Source organism: Bacillus sp. AFS012607 (genome assembly GCF_002558005.1).
GTDB lineage: Bacteria > Bacillota > Bacilli > Bacillales > Bacillaceae_G > Bacillus_A > Bacillus_A thuringiensis_S.
Genome location: NZ_NTVM01000006.1, coordinates 466,953 through 481,052, shown reverse-complemented (window position 1 = coordinate 481,052; position 14,100 = coordinate 466,953). Strand labels below are relative to the sequence as shown.

The window sequence follows — 14,100 nt, the reverse complement described above, 5'->3', positions numbered from 1 at the left end:
CCTCTAATAATCCGTTATTTCCTTGGACGCTGAATGAGTTTCTGCTTCATCTCATCATTAAATGTGTCTAGTTCAATAACAAACTTCTTACTTGACTCAATAATACGTTCTGACGATTTTTCAGATGCCTCAATTGCAGCGAACACATTTTGGAATGATTCGCGTAATTTATCCATGCTAATAGCAGGATTCTCAAGCAATTTCGTCGTTTCTTCTGTATTTTGTTTTAACGCTTGAGAATTACTTAACACCATCGATTCAATTGCTTCATTCGTCGCATTTACCGCATCAATTGTTTTACGTTGATTCGTTAATGCTAGCTGAATAGCAGCTGAAACTGTTACAACGTTTTGCGTCATCGTAATCGCATTACGTATTGCCTCTGTTAATTTTTCATTGTTTTTCTTAATGATGTCTACAGAAGCTATAGATTGTAATAATACACTTTTCGCTTGCTGCATATTACGTGTACGTACAAGTATCTTTTCTAATGCATCGTTAATTAACGGAATATCCCTTTGACGCTCTGGGTTTTGTTTTTCAGCTTCAAGCATGCCAGCAAGCTTTTTCCCTAAGTATACTTGTTTATCAAGAGCATGAATTTTATCGTGCGATTGTTCTTTTAACATTTCAAGACCAACTGTATCCTCTTGTAGGTTATCACGACCAATTAGGAGGGATCTAATAATTTCCTCGATTTGTTTATCTATAGATTGGTATTTATGCACGTATGTTTCAAGTGGATTTTTCTTGAATACTTTAAACATTATTTTCTTCATACCACTTGCTTTAAGTGAATTGGGATCAAGCTCTGATACCACTTTTCGTAATTCTAACAATGTATTTGGAATTTCTTCATTTTTCCCATTCATCATCGCTGTTACAGGGCGTTTTAAAGCTGATAACGTTTGTCCTGCTGCTTGTTGCTCTTTATCCCCTAAATCTCCTAGCTGAGACAATACTTTTGATAAATCTGTATTTTGCTCGCTATTTAACTTTTGTACATAAAGATCAGCTTCTTTATTTAGTTCCTCTAATTCTGCATCTTTTATAACTGTATCAACTACTACTTCTACATTATTATCTTTCACAATGGATACAGGTTCTTTTTTCTCGAGTTCAGTCAACAAAATCGCTCCTTTATTTATATGTGCGAATTCATATGCACTATATTTCATCAATTATATCGTATTTCATATACATTCTGCCTGCTTGAAATCGATTTTTTAGAAATGTCTGTTTATGCAGTCATTCCCTGTTTCTTACTATAAGTATACCTGTAATCAACATAATTTTCCTCAGACTTAAGACCTAGAGAACTACATGCTGAAGGCGGATTCTTCATATATTTCCTAAATAATTTACGTTCTTTCAATCGTGCTACACTCAATCTTTTGACATTCACCCTTTTTCAATGTGATAATTCTATTACGCTCACTTTTATTTATTTTTGCGAGCTACAAATGCTCCCTTTTGAAACGCTAATAACACCGTTTCAAACGTATCATCTTCTTCAATCATTTTTATAAACTCACCTAATTCACTCGCATGAGAAGTTGCATTATCAACAACAAGAAAACCTTTTGGTTGTAACATACGTTTTATATGCTCAAACCACCACATGTATTGCGTACGCTCTGAATCTAGGAAAATAAAATCAAATGAATGATTTAATTGCGAATCTAAAAATGCCCCGGCTTCTTGATTATGAATATCGATTCTTTGTAACAGGTTTGCCTTTTCAAAATTGACAAGTGCCTCTCCAACTCGTTCTGAAGAAAGCTCTACAGTCGTTACATTTCCATTCGTTTCTTCTACCGCATTAGCTAACCACAATGTAGAATAACCATTAGAAGTTCCAATTTCTAAGATGTTTTTTGCATTACACCCTTTTACTAAAATTGATAAAAATTGCCCCATCTCACGAGAAACATTCCGTAATTTTTCTTCCCTTGTTTTTTTATTTCGATCATGCTCTTCTCCATATTGTTCAAGTTGCAATAATAATGAATCTACTGTATCCATTCTTTTCATCGCCTTTCCAAGCAATATGATGAAAAAGCTCTTGCTGCCCGTCTACTTTTTATTATATGCGAAACAAAAACCTTTTTCCTGTTATATGACAAAGATTTATAATTTTTTATAGCATATTGTTTCGTTTTTTGGTAAAGTTAATTTCTACGTGCAATTATTCCATTCATATTATTTCATATTAAAATTGCAGTTATTAAATTATATAAACCCCATTTAAATGAATCGGTATTTCAAATTCAATTAAGCGCCCTTTTCGGACGCATTTTCTTTGTTTATATATTTCCAGAAGAAAGGATGCTTACAAATGAACGTGATTAGCTTAGATGCTGCTCGAAAACGAAAGCAGCATAAAAAATTAATGATTACTATACCGATTATTACACGTATTTATGAAGAAGACGGGGAAATTAAATTTGAGGTAGCTGGCGAAAAAGATGTACCTCTTGAAATGTTAGAAAAATAATAAAAAACGCATTTCTGAAGAAATGCGCTTTTTTATATTTTTACATTTAAATGCATAAGTTTTTCAGGATTAACCATCATATAAATATTTGAAATTTTCTCATCCTCAAATGCAAACGAAAGAACATACGTTACTTTATTATTTATTGTAACTATAACTCCTGGCATACCATTTACCATTTTGAAATCAACAGTGTACTCTTCTGTCAATCGTTGTGCAATCCCAAAGAACAAGCGCATAATTCGATCCGCAGAATAAATCGGATTAATCGCAGTCGTAACTTTACCACCACCATCAGCTTTGAGTATAGCATCTGTTTTTAATACTTCTAACATACCTTCCTCATCCCCACACTGTAATGATGATACAAACTTTTCAACATAAGAAGCCATTTTCTCCGTGCTTAATTTTGATTGCTTCGGTTTCTCCAAAATGCTTTTTCGTGCACGTTGAAAGATCTTCCTGCAGTTCACACTACTCTTATCAACAATTGAAGCTATTTCTTCGTATTCATAACTGAAAACCTCTCTTAATATGAAAACAATCCTTTCTACCTCAGATAGTTGTTGTAAAAGTAATAAATATGCGGTGGAAAGGGATTCTTTCATTATAAATGACTTTGATGGCTCATCACTCTCTTCTACAAGTGGCTCTGGTAACCACATCCCTACATACACGTTACGTTTATGCGCTACCGATCGTAATTTATCAATTGAACGATTTGTCGCCATCTTACATAAATATGCTTTCATATTTTCTATAGATTGAGGATCTTCTATATTATTTAGCGAGATAAATACATCCTGAACGATATCCTCAGCATCCATAACGCTCCCAAGAATTCTGTATGCTAACGAAAATAATAATGGTTGATACGCTTCATATAACTGCTCCGTTTCCATGATGAACTACCTCACTTTCATATTGCTTTAAAATGTGTAACGCTGCACGTTTCCCGCTTGCTACCGCAGCATCAGCTAATATTTCATCATGCCCTGCCCAATCTCCTGCAACATAAATACCTGGCATTTCAGGTATATTTGGGCCCGGTTTTTCAACACGGTCAATATGAGGAAAATCATGTACTACTGTTATTTTCGGTAAATATTGCTGTGCAACAACTTCTCTTTTCCAATTTGGATGTAACAACTCCATCGTACTTTCCAACTGTTCTTTATCTTCATGAATATGATTCATCGCTAGCACAGGATTATGGTACTTAATTAGACTCACTGCAATTGATCCATCTTCACTTAATTTAGCTGCTCTCGATTGATTTGTGAAAAATATAGGTTGATCTAATCCTAATACAAATTGATGTGTAGGATTGGGTAATTGTCTCAAGCCAATATCTAATGCAGCAACAGTAACCGGTACCGATTGTTCACTCCACCTATGCAAACTTGTTCCTTCTGCACCTTTTATTATTTTACAAGCTTCTTTCGGCGGAGTCGTCACGATGACTGTACCTACTTCAAAAACCTCATCATCAACACAATGTATTCTTTGTTTATCTTCGTAATGCTCTATTTCCAAAACATGCTTTTTAGCCAAAAATTGCACGCCAGCATCGTTCGCTATAGCTCTTAATTTTGTTATTATCGTTTCCCAACCACCATCTACATAAAGCACTCCTTCTTTTATAGAAAGCTGTATTTGCTTTAGTACAGATGATGCTAATTGTATTGTAGGAGCAAACGTATATGTTGTCGTCCGGCATAGCGCATAAAAGATATTGCGAACCATTGGATCTTTTATTTCATTTTCTGCCCATGTAGTTAGACTCATTTTTGGAATTTCTCCTACATCTAAATTTCCTAAACGAATCATAAGACGTGAGAATTGTACTTTTGCAGACCACGAAAGTAGTGGTGTTGATAAAATTGAGCGAAAATCTGTTGGGATGGTGAATATATCCCCTTTCCATATTCCATGTGCTTTTGTAGATGGTATTCCACCTGGAAGATTCATACCGAGCTCATTAAAAGTTATAAACGCTGCCCCGCCTCTATATAAAGCATGTGCACCAAGATTCATGCAGATTCCATTTTTATTTATAGTCATCCCTCGGCCACCGAATTGACTCGACTTTTCTAATACAATCACTTTCCTTCCAGCTTTCGCTAAATATATAGATGCTGTTAATCCAGCAAGCCCACCGCCAACAATTGCTATATCAAATGTATTCATAATAAAATCCCTCCTTATCGTTCTACATACAAGACGAACGATTAAGGAGGGATGTGACATAAAAATAAATTTTTATTATCCTACTTTATTTCATTACTTTTTAATTCGGTCATATTGCATACGAAATAACTCAATTGCAAATGGAATATCCTCTTCACTCTTTATATAATAACTGATCCATCCTGATTCAGGTAATACGTGATGTGGTTTTACCAATCCCTGCTTCACTAATTCATCTCGCTTTAACTTCGGAAATGGTAAATCAGCTAATTTATCACCATGAAGATGGCCAAGTTCTTTCTTGCCATAATTTATTTCAATACCACCAAATCGATGCGTTTTTTCAGAAACACCCGCCCAGCTGAGTACTTCATTTCTAATCATTTCACTAAATGACATGAACATTCACTCCTTATAAATGATTGATGTAATTTTAAGTTAACATTTTCATTACTTTTTTCCATCAATCCAAAGTATGAATGGGAATACGAATATAGTTTAATCTTAATACCTTATTCTTTATGGAATAAGTGAATTTATTAAGTTATCGACAACAGCACAAAACAAAGACTAGACACATATCCTAATTTTGTAACCTAACTTACCTATAGAAAGGCGGGTAATACAATTGACTGCCAACATCGACTATACCTCCCCCTCAACTAATTTTACTTATGATGTAAATAAAAGTAATTTTTTTCAGAAAGATGCCCAAAATTATATAAATGTACTTGGCATTAAACAATTAAATACTTTAGAAAATACTTCTTTATTAGATATTTATTTAAGTACAGGAAATGTTGTAGAACCACATATTCATCAAAATGCAGCTGAACTTGTTTATTGTATTTCAGGGTCTGCTGTTGTTTCTTTACTTAATCCATTTACGAATCAAATATTAAACTTACCGATAAAACCGGGGCAAGTTGCCAACATTCCACAAGCGTGGTGGCATTATGAAATTGCTACAGCAGATAATACTCATTTATTAGCTATTTTCAATGCCCCAGCGCCAGAAGTTATTTTCGGTTCTGACATTTTAAGATTAACTCCGGCTCATATGATGGCCCATACTTACTGCCTCAATGAACAACAATGGAAACAAGCGATTTCTCCTATTCAATCAACTACTGTAATTGGTCCTCCGGCAAACTGCAATCAAAACCGTGAAATGAAAAATTATCCAATCCACCCCCTTACTCAACAGCCTAATCCCTATCGCCAAGATTCTTATTACTTTCCTCTGTACTGGGGTTATTAATTTGTAAATTTTCAAAATAATCATCATTTATCTCCTAGGAAAATACCGAGGAGATTTTTTATTGTATCTTCTCTTCCTATTAATAATAGTAACAATTGATAGTATACATACATATAATATTTATATATTAAATTGGAGGTGATAGTACTATGAGTAATTATAACTATCGAAAAAACTACTCTTATAATAAAAATAGTAGCTCTTCAGCATCCTCTCAATCTTCCAATTCCCAATCTTCCAATTCCCAATCGCAAAGAGACTTAACTCAGCAAGGCTATGTAAAGAAAAAAGGATGTAACTGTAATAAAAATAAATAGTTTATTTTATGGATGAATTCTTTTGTAAAAGAATTCATCTTTTTTTGCTGACCGGAATTTTTTTATGTTACATAACTTATTCCTTAAATAGGAAAGGATAAATTATACTTTTTATACGAACTTAACAAAGAGTGATTATTCAATTGATTTATTACCTATTCCCCCAAAAAATATAGTCCTTCCTAAATTTAGGAAGGACTATATACAAACCTCTGTTTAATTTCCTACTAAACGTTGTAACAAATTAAACGATATTAATACCTGCACTTACAAATCCAGCAACTGCAGCTATTGGACTTGCTGCTGTTAATGAAACATATAACAGTATTTTATCCCCAGCCGCTACTGGAATAGCTTCAGCTATGATTCCTGATGCTGTAGAACCAATCGCTATTGCGGCAAATGCTGGTGTTAATAATAGAGGTGCGCCTTGTACTGTAAACGTATTGCTTGCTGCAGGTGCAGTTAATATTTGTATCTGCACTTGAACTGGTGATAGTGGAGCTAATGCAGCTGTTGCACTAAAGAAACCTGCTAATGACGTAATAGTTCCTGCGCGCGGTGCTACAAATGCATAATCACCTACACCTAATGCTAATGTGATACTTGTTCCACCAGTTAAAGCTACACCAGGCTGACTAAATCCAAATCCAAGAAGAGTTCCTGTATTAGCTATTAACGCGTTAACTAACGCAGATGGAGTTGTACCTGAAGCAAATGGAATAATAGCTCCGCCACCAGTTGCACCTGTTGCTCCTGTTAAACCTGTTGCTCCTGTTGGGCCTGTTGCTCCTGTTGCTCCTGTTGGACCTGTTGGACCTGTTGCTCCTGTTAAGCCTGTTGGACCTGTTGCTCCTGTTAAGCCTGTTGCTCCTGTTAAGCCTGTTGCTCCTGTTGGACCTGTTGGGCCTGTTGGACCTGTTGCACCAGTTGCTCCTGTTAAGCCTGTTGCTCCTGTTGCTCCTGTTGCTCCCGTTGGACCTGTTGCTCCACCTCCAGGACCTGTTGGGCCTGTTGGACCTGTTACTCCACCTCCAGGACCTGTTGCACCTGTTGGGCCTGTTGGACCTGTTGCACCTGGAGTAGCATTGATTAATTGAATTAATAAATTAAAAAGAACTTGTAAAGTTGCAGGATCGACATTTGAGTCGCAGGATACAGGGATAAGATCTAAAGCGAAGAAGAATTGTGCAAGTGCGCTATAAAATTGTTGCAATAATGTTGACAATTGACCTAAATTAGGAGCTGGAGATTGTAATAAAACTAAAATACTTTGAGTTAATTGTTTCAAAAAATTAACTTCTGGGGAAGGTAATAAGGAATTTAAGAAAATTAAAAATTGATTAAACAAATTGAATAACGCTACTCTGTTTGCATCACTTGGATTTGCAAAAAATGCTGAAATAGCTGATACTAATGAGTTTAGTAAAGTAATTAATTGACTTAATTGTTCCCTAGTAATAGGAACTGACTGTGGATTTTTACAACAATCTGGAGTGAAAACAATCGGATTATTGCAGTTGTTATGACCAAAACAATTATTACTTGTCATTTATGTCCTCCTTACTTGTTTTATATTTGAGTTTTTCCTATTATAAGGATCATAAAGTTGTAAAAGAGTATGTGTTATACATTGACTTAAAATAGGAAACATGAAATATAATTAAACTTGCAAACGCTATTTAATTATGTTCATGACTCACATATTAATTATATGTTTTTAATAATTGACTGCTTAGATTAAATACCTAAACTTAAGAGTTTATTTTATTTTTCCACGTTTATCTCTTAGGTTCAAATACACATATTAATTTGAATATACTCAACAATTAACGGTGCCATTTTTTACATATAAATTCACATTATTTCTTTACTAAAATTGTGGTCTCTTTTTAAACATGAAGCCGTTTGTATCATAGAGAACTCTCATATAATATATTGAAAAATTCATTCTATATTTTATTCCAATACACAATGAAAAGGATTGAAAGTAAATTTCCTATCATTCAACCATTTATAACATCTAGAAATTGAATGTACCTTCACTTAATTTTAACTATTTAAATATGAAACAAAAAGGACAGATTCCTTTTCATTAAGGATCTGTCCTTTTAATTAATAATGATAAATTGTAATATAATTGAAGATCCTTGCGATGGTGGTTGCGTATCCAATAAAGTTAATTTACCAGTACTCACTTCATATAATGGTTGTGGCTGCAGTATTCCGTTAACAAACAAATTAATATAAGAAACTTCACTAGGAGACAAAATATTTGTTGTACCATATTGAGGTATCCCGTCAGTATCTGTATATATAAGTTTCTCTCCATCTGCAAAAGTGTAATATAACAAATTGGTTGTTGTTATAGGGCCAATACCCCCAGTAGGACCTGTTGCTCCAGTTACTCCCGTTGGTCCTGTTATTCCAGTTGGTCCCGTTATTCCGATTGGTCCCGTTTCTCCGGTTAGCCCGGTTACTCCGGTCAGTCCCGTTATTCCCGTTGAACCTGTTATTCCGGTCGGTCCCGTTTCTCCGGTTGCTCCCGTTATTCCGATCGGTCCCGTTTCTCCGGTTGCTCCCGTTATTCCGATCGGTCCCGTTATTCCGGTCGATCCCGTTTCTCCGGTTGCTCCCGTTATTCCGGTCGGTCCCGTTATTCCGGTCGGTCCCGTTTCTCCGGTTGCTCCCGTTATTCCGGTCGGACCTGTTTCTCCTGTTGGAATATAAATTGGTGGAAGAATCGGAAATGTAGGTCCAATATTTTCTGGCCCTATCATCCCCTTATTCAATGATAAATTGTCATTGCGTTTCAATTTAATACCTCATTCCACATGTTTTTTAATTCATACACATCATTATGATCCTATTATTAAAGAATGACTTTATAACTATTCTCTTTTTCTTCCCAAAGAATTATTACATATATTAAACATTTTACCGTTGCTATAACCGCTTTAATTAATATAATAAATAAATCATTCTATTTAAAAAGTACTAAATCTATAACATTCTTATTTAAAAAGATGAGGTGATTTATATTCAAGATAATAATGAAATTAGAAAAAAAGAAATAATGTCAATGGCCCTTGACATTATTTTCCCTTACAGGCTTACTGGGCCTACCGGAAGTACTGGACCTACCGGAAGTACTGGGCCTACCGGAAGTACTGGTTTAATCGTTACAACAAACTCTATGTTCGCTAATAATACATTAGGTGGTCCCATCTCTGTGATATTAGGTGGCACTAATATTCCTCTTTCTAATAACCAAAGCCTCGGTAATTTTACAGTTAACGCCTCAAACGATATATTTACAATTCCTGTAACTGGAAGATATCATTTAACCTATCAAGTTAATACGACAACCTCTCTACTTGCTGGAACAAGACTACTATTAAACGCTTCTACGCCAATTCCTGGCTCTATTTTTTCTCCCGCGTTATCAACTTCAAATTATAGTAATAATTTAATTACTAATTTAAATGCTGGTAATACAATTTCACTACAATTATTTGGTATATTATCCGTCGTGAATTTAGTTGGAGGCGGATCAACAGGTGCCTCTCTTACAATTATACGAATTGATTAAAAAATGATTCATTCTTTTTTATAATAAAAAATCTAAATACTCACTTAGTAAATGTTACTATAGTGATTAAGTAATAAAAACAAATTATACTATATCCATAGTAGAAAACATCTATACTAAATTTTCCGTATATATATTATCAATTTACACTTCCCCCAAGTCGATGTTACATTAAAGATGAAGATTGTTTCTCCTTTACAGACCATCTCAATATGTATTTGAGAAACATCTCCAATCCTATACGCGAGAGCAATACTATATTGACACTCAATTGAGTGTCTTTTTTTATTCAAAAAAATAAAACCATCTCTTATAGATGGTTTTAACAATACACATTTACTTTTACTCTTTATATTATTGCCAGCTTATAAAGCTGGATAATAAATAGTCATACTTAACCGAGTTAATGTTCTTCCTGAATTAGTATAAGTATGCGGTCTATCCGCCTTAAAGCGAATTGAGTCTCCATTATTTAACGTATATTGACAATCATTTATATCAATTTTCAATTCCCCTTCAAATACCGTTATAAATTCCTCAGTACCCTCTTTATGTGCTTCTGAACTTAAATTCCCTTCTGTTTCAATTTCAACCGTATAGATTTCGAAGTTTCTATCATCTTGGAAAGGAAATGAGGGATACACTTTATATCTCCCATTGTCTTCAGACAATGCTTGAACATCATTTCGTAAAATCACTTTCGTATCAGGCTGTGGATTATTAATTAAAGAGGTAAAGGATACTTTCAAACCATTAGCAATTTTCCATATTGTTGTTAGTGTCGGGCTTGAATCTCCTCTTTCAATTTGTCCAATCATCGTTTTACTTACACCTGTTAATTGAGAGACCTTTTCTAAACTTAATTTTTCTTTTTCACGTATTGATTTTAAATTTTTTGCCAGAATAAGTTGAATTTCTTCCATAAAAAACACTCCTACATTGTATACAATATAACGTCCGTTATGTATAATAAAAAGTACACGTTATATTGTTCTTTTTGATCATTATAACATACAAAATAATTAGGGGGTTTTAAAATGCCAATATTTTCTTTTTTGTTATTTGTTTTTATAAGCAGCTTCACACCTGGCCCTAACAATTTCTTAGCTATGACATACGCAAATCAACACGGATTAAAGAGAAGTATAAACTTTTGCTTTGGAGTAGCATTCGGTTTTTTCATCCTCACTTCTTTATGTAGTTTCTTTAATATTGTATTAATTAATATTGTACCTATAATTGAATTGCCTTTAAAGATTTTAGGTGTCGCGTATATGCTATATTTAGCCTTTAAAATAATCACTAGTAAAGGCAGTGCAGAACCCGATGAAAAAAATAATAAAAACTTATTTACAGTGGGTATTTTTCTTCAATTTGTTAATCCAAAAGGAATATTATTTGGACTCACCGTAGTCTCTACTTTTATACTCCCTTACTACAACTCATATTCAATTTTTCTACTTTTCTCATTATTCCTAGGTATAGTTGGTTTACTGAGTACATTTAGTTGGAGCCTTTTTGGTTCCATGTTCCAAAAAATTTTATTAAAACATAATCAATTATTTAACATCATTATGGCTGTTTTATTGATTTTCAGTGCTATTTCAATTGTTATTCACTAGCTATTAACTCATTCTGGATGCTTTTTATCCTCTTTTCTGTATACATCACATCAATATTATAATAATCTTAAAATGTTTTTATTAATAATCTATTTCGTAGTTTCACAATTTATGGATTGGGACTACGAAGTAAACTAGAATGTTTCTCACTAGATAATATTAATTTTGTTGTGTGCCGCTAGCTTAATAAAGTTCTTCAACATTATTCGCTTTAGTATTATACGATTGTAGGCAAAATGAAAACAATAAGTCTACAACATAGGTATTTTAAAATCTTTTTATAATTATAAAGAAAAAATACCGTATAATATAAATTACTGCTCTTTAGGAGGATCACAATGGCTGATAAGTATAAATTTTTAATTCTCATTGTTACCGCATTTTTTTCATTCTTTTCTTTAATAAAAGATTTCCGCAACACTTCAAAAAGTTTCTTTTGGGGTAGTTTTTTAATTCTTACAAGCTTCATGATACTATTAATACATGCTCTAGATTTAACTCAAATACTTATTTATCCAAAGCAAATTGCGCTTGAATTTATTACAATACCACGTAAATTATTTTTGCCATCTGTCACTGAGGCCGCCAGTTTCCCTACAACACTAAGATAATAATTTGATTACGAGCTCTTTTTTAACCTAAACATACCATATACAAAATCCAACCTTAATCACTTAATTACTGATAAGAACCTAACTTATAAAACGCATAATAATTATACTCATTTACTAGTATACAAGCCGTATCTCTTAGTAGAAGCACAGCATAGAATACGATACAGGACAAAACCTTCAAAAAACTTGTCTGAGTTAATTCTCAAAAAGGGGTGAATATAAATGCCTATCGTTAAACCTTTTATAGCTGGAAGACGATTTGTAAGTACAGCAGCAACAGGAACTGCTGCTGGAGCAGATTTAACTTTTGCTAACACAGACTTCACTGATGACACTGGCGCTGTAACAACATTCCCTGCTTCTTATGCCTTTTTAACACTTTATATTAATGGTGTTATTCAAACAGGTGATACTATTACTGGTGTGACTACTACAGCTGCTACTATTGTAGGAGGAGCAGTCCTAGATGGAGGCACTCCTATTGCAATTGAATTTACTATAACGTAACTTGATTTATCTTTTTAGAGGTTTCATTAAAAGAAACCTCTAATTTTAAAAATTCACATCAATTTTAGTAGCAACTACATATAGTACAGTGCATATACTAGATAGAATGATAGGAACTTATACTCACTCACAAAAAGAGCACTTATCTATAGTGACCTTTTATATGGCACAATAATTCTTCTCCTATTTGCTCTTAGAGAACCTACTAAGCAGTTAGCTAATTTAGCTAACTGCTTTTTCCATATATTATTTATAGCTTTATCCGTAATAGTAACGCTTGTGCACTATCTACTATAAATTTTCATATATTGTATTATGATTGTCCAAAACGTGAAGTTAATACTCACGCAATCTAAATACAAGAAAGGAGTGAAAATATGCGCTCATCAATTCGTAAATTCGCTAATTTTAATTGTGAAGCACAAGCACCTAGTACACTACCTGCCCTAGGTTTTGCCTTCAATGCTACTTCACCTCAATTTGCAACATTATTTACACCACTACTATTACCTAGTACAGGCCCAAATCCTAACATTACTGTCCCTGTAATCAATGATACAATTAGTACTGGAACTGGTATTAAAATTCAGATAGCTGGTATTTATCAAATTAGCTATACATTAACAATTAGCCTTGATAACGTTCCGGTAGCCCCGGAAGCAGCGCGCTTTTTCTTGACATTAAATTCATCGACTAATGTTATTGCAGGATCCGGAACCGCAGTCCGTTCTAATATTATCGGAACTGGTGAAGTCGATGTATCAAGTGGTGTCATTCTAATTAACTTAAACCCTGGTGATGTAATTCAAATTGTCCCCGTTGAAGTAATAGGTACAGTAGATATTCGTTCTGCAGCGTTAACAGTTGCGCAAATTCGTTAATAAAGTGAAACTTTAATCAGCCCTCACCTAACTTCTTTGCTTCCACTGAATTTTGAGGTGGGGGCCTTACTGCCCGGCAAATAGCGGGATAAAAACAAAAGACTTGGCTAACTAACATTTAATGTTCCTTATACACACTAAAATATATTTTTATAGATTTGACACACATTTATATTAAACAAGCATATTTTATTGTATGTTGACTATATAGTCATACAAATCTAAAGCGTTCATAAAAGCACACTTATATGTGTGCTTTATTTTTAATTAAAACCTACAACATTCTCAAACAATATCCATATATTATCTTGATTTCTCTCTAAATATATAGTTTGTCTCAGAGCGCTATACTGCGCTCTTTTTATTTAAATCCCAATTTTTAAAGTTCGATTTTATGATTTACGTTATACACATGGTCCGCTACTTTTGAAACAAGGTATACATCTAGAACACTTCAGTCATAAAGATATGTTCATAACATTAAATCGCTATTCACATGTTTTGCCTGGAATGCAGGAGGATGCTGTTAAAATATGTAGTGAAAGACCATTAGAATAATAATATTTTCAAATATAAAAAAATGCGGTTTCTCCTCTCAAGAGAAACCGCAACATATCAA

General features: G+C 33.7%; 15 protein-coding genes. 7 read left to right on the top strand and 8 right to left on the bottom strand.

Translation table 11 applies throughout. The annotated features are described in order from the left end of the window. Window positions 1-14: 14 nt before the first annotated feature. Both CN409_RS07150 and CN409_RS07145 read right to left on the bottom strand, forming a co-directional pair. The gene (locus CN409_RS07150; RefSeq protein WP_000137396.1) at window positions 15-1,127 is read right to left on the bottom strand and encodes a toxic anion resistance protein; all 1,113 of its coding nucleotides are present in this window, start codon (window positions 1,125-1,127) and stop codon (window positions 15-17) included. A 313-nt stretch (window positions 1,128-1,440) separates the two neighbouring features. Further along, a complete protein-coding gene (locus CN409_RS07145; protein WP_002082794.1) occupies window positions 1,441-2,034 on the bottom strand; it encodes an O-methyltransferase in 594 nt (197 codons plus the stop codon). A 304-nt stretch (window positions 2,035-2,338) separates the two neighbouring features. On the opposite strand from CN409_RS07145, the gene CN409_RS31700 reads away from it, so the two are divergent. Next, entirely contained in the window at window positions 2,339-2,497 is a 159-nt protein-coding gene (locus CN409_RS31700; protein ID WP_001100984.1) for a hypothetical protein, read from the top strand. A gap of 32 nt (window positions 2,498-2,529) precedes the next feature. Here the strand turns inward: CN409_RS31700 and CN409_RS07135 are convergent, their stop codons facing one another. The 3 genes from CN409_RS07135 to CN409_RS07125 form a co-directional block, all read right to left on the bottom strand. Next, window positions 2,530-3,399: a sigma-70 family RNA polymerase sigma factor gene (locus CN409_RS07135; protein ID WP_000447150.1), complete on the bottom strand. Its 870-nt coding sequence runs from the start codon at window positions 3,397-3,399 to the stop codon at window positions 2,530-2,532. Next, window positions 3,377-4,687, bottom strand: coding sequence for a phytoene desaturase family protein (locus tag CN409_RS07130; RefSeq protein ID WP_001091191.1), 1,311 nt, complete (start codon window positions 4,685-4,687; stop codon window positions 3,377-3,379). Before CN409_RS07130 ends, CN409_RS07135 begins: the two co-directional genes overlap by 23 nt. A gap of 93 nt (window positions 4,688-4,780) precedes the next feature. Further along, window positions 4,781-5,086 carry a luciferase domain-containing protein gene (locus tag CN409_RS07125; RefSeq protein ID WP_000010327.1) on the bottom strand — a complete coding sequence of 102 codons (306 nt, stop codon included), beginning with the start codon at window positions 5,084-5,086 and terminating at the stop codon, window positions 4,781-4,783. Window positions 5,087-5,315: 229 nt separating this feature from the next. Between CN409_RS07125 and CN409_RS07120 the strand changes: the two genes are divergently transcribed. Continuing rightward, the gene (locus CN409_RS07120) at window positions 5,316-5,948 is read left to right on the top strand and encodes a cupin domain-containing protein (protein ID WP_000126310.1); all 633 of its coding nucleotides are present in this window, start codon (window positions 5,316-5,318) and stop codon (window positions 5,946-5,948) included. A gap of 561 nt (window positions 5,949-6,509) precedes the next feature. Here CN409_RS07120 and CN409_RS07115 read toward each other — a convergent pair. Next, window positions 6,510-7,817, bottom strand: a complete 1,308-nt coding sequence (locus CN409_RS07115; protein ID WP_097981666.1) for an exosporium glycoprotein BclB-related protein — start codon at window positions 7,815-7,817, stop codon at window positions 6,510-6,512. A gap of 559 nt (window positions 7,818-8,376) precedes the next feature. Further along, window positions 8,377-9,081 carry a DUF4183 domain-containing protein gene (locus tag CN409_RS07110; RefSeq protein ID WP_097981668.1) on the bottom strand — a complete coding sequence of 235 codons (705 nt, stop codon included), beginning with the start codon at window positions 9,079-9,081 and terminating at the stop codon, window positions 8,377-8,379. 215 nt (window positions 9,082-9,296) lie between these two features. Between CN409_RS07110 and CN409_RS07105 the strand changes: the two genes are divergently transcribed. Further along, complete coding sequence (locus CN409_RS07105; protein WP_044783926.1) at window positions 9,297-9,857, top strand: BclA C-terminal domain-containing protein; 561 nt, start codon at window positions 9,297-9,299, stop codon at window positions 9,855-9,857. Between the two features lie 365 nt (window positions 9,858-10,222). Here CN409_RS07105 and CN409_RS07100 read toward each other — a convergent pair whose 3' ends face one another. Then, window positions 10,223-10,780, bottom strand: coding sequence for a helix-turn-helix domain-containing protein (locus tag CN409_RS07100; RefSeq protein ID WP_000391292.1), 558 nt, complete (start codon window positions 10,778-10,780; stop codon window positions 10,223-10,225). A 114-nt stretch (window positions 10,781-10,894) separates the two neighbouring features. On the opposite strand from CN409_RS07100, the gene CN409_RS07095 reads away from it, so the two are divergent. The 4 genes from CN409_RS07095 to exsF all read left to right on the top strand — a co-directional run bounded on the left by CN409_RS07095 (window position 10,895) and on the right by exsF (window position 13,481). Beyond that, entirely contained in the window at window positions 10,895-11,479 is a 585-nt protein-coding gene (locus tag CN409_RS07095) for a LysE family translocator (RefSeq protein ID WP_001121279.1), read from the top strand. Between the two features lie 338 nt (window positions 11,480-11,817). After that, complete coding sequence (locus tag CN409_RS07090) at window positions 11,818-12,090, top strand: hypothetical protein (RefSeq protein ID WP_000774122.1); 273 nt, start codon at window positions 11,818-11,820, stop codon at window positions 12,088-12,090. 225 nt (window positions 12,091-12,315) lie between these two features. Further along, a complete protein-coding gene (locus CN409_RS07085) occupies window positions 12,316-12,600 on the top strand; it encodes a DUF4183 domain-containing protein (protein WP_001123247.1) in 285 nt (94 codons plus the stop codon). Window positions 12,601-12,977: 377 nt separating this feature from the next. Then, on the top strand, window positions 12,978-13,481 hold the full coding sequence (gene exsF / locus CN409_RS07080; RefSeq protein WP_001257874.1) for an exosporium protein ExsF: 504 nt from the start codon (window positions 12,978-12,980) through the stop codon (window positions 13,479-13,481). Window positions 13,482-14,100 lie beyond the last annotated feature (619 nt).

What these genes read in the sequence shown, in the direction of transcription:
- CN409_RS07115 (WP_097981666.1), bottom strand. Translation starts at nt 7,817, where the DNA reads ATGACAAGTAATAATTGTTTTGGTCATAACAACTGCAATAATCCGATT.
- CN409_RS07085 (WP_001123247.1), top strand. Translation starts at nt 12,316, where the DNA reads ATGCCTATCGTTAAACCTTTTATAGCTGGAAGACGATTTGTAAGTACA.
- CN409_RS07125 (WP_000010327.1), bottom strand. Translation starts at nt 5,086, where the DNA reads ATGTCATTTAGTGAAATGATTAGAAATGAAGTACTCAGCTGGGCGGGT.
- CN409_RS07135 (WP_000447150.1), bottom strand. Translation starts at nt 3,399, where the DNA reads ATGGAAACGGAGCAGTTATATGAAGCGTATCAACCATTATTATTTTCG.
- CN409_RS07130 (WP_001091191.1), bottom strand. Translation starts at nt 4,687, where the DNA reads ATGAATACATTTGATATAGCAATTGTTGGCGGTGGGCTTGCTGGATTA.
- CN409_RS07100 (WP_000391292.1), bottom strand. Translation starts at nt 10,780, where the DNA reads ATGGAAGAAATTCAACTTATTCTGGCAAAAAATTTAAAATCAATACGT.
- CN409_RS31700 (WP_001100984.1), top strand. Translation starts at nt 2,339, where the DNA reads ATGAACGTGATTAGCTTAGATGCTGCTCGAAAACGAAAGCAGCATAAA.
- CN409_RS07090 (WP_000774122.1), top strand. Translation starts at nt 11,818, where the DNA reads ATGGCTGATAAGTATAAATTTTTAATTCTCATTGTTACCGCATTTTTT.
- exsF (WP_001257874.1), top strand. Translation starts at nt 12,978, where the DNA reads ATGCGCTCATCAATTCGTAAATTCGCTAATTTTAATTGTGAAGCACAA.
- CN409_RS07095 (WP_001121279.1), top strand. Translation starts at nt 10,895, where the DNA reads ATGCCAATATTTTCTTTTTTGTTATTTGTTTTTATAAGCAGCTTCACA.
- CN409_RS07145 (WP_002082794.1), bottom strand. Translation starts at nt 2,034, where the DNA reads ATGAAAAGAATGGATACAGTAGATTCATTATTATTGCAACTTGAACAA.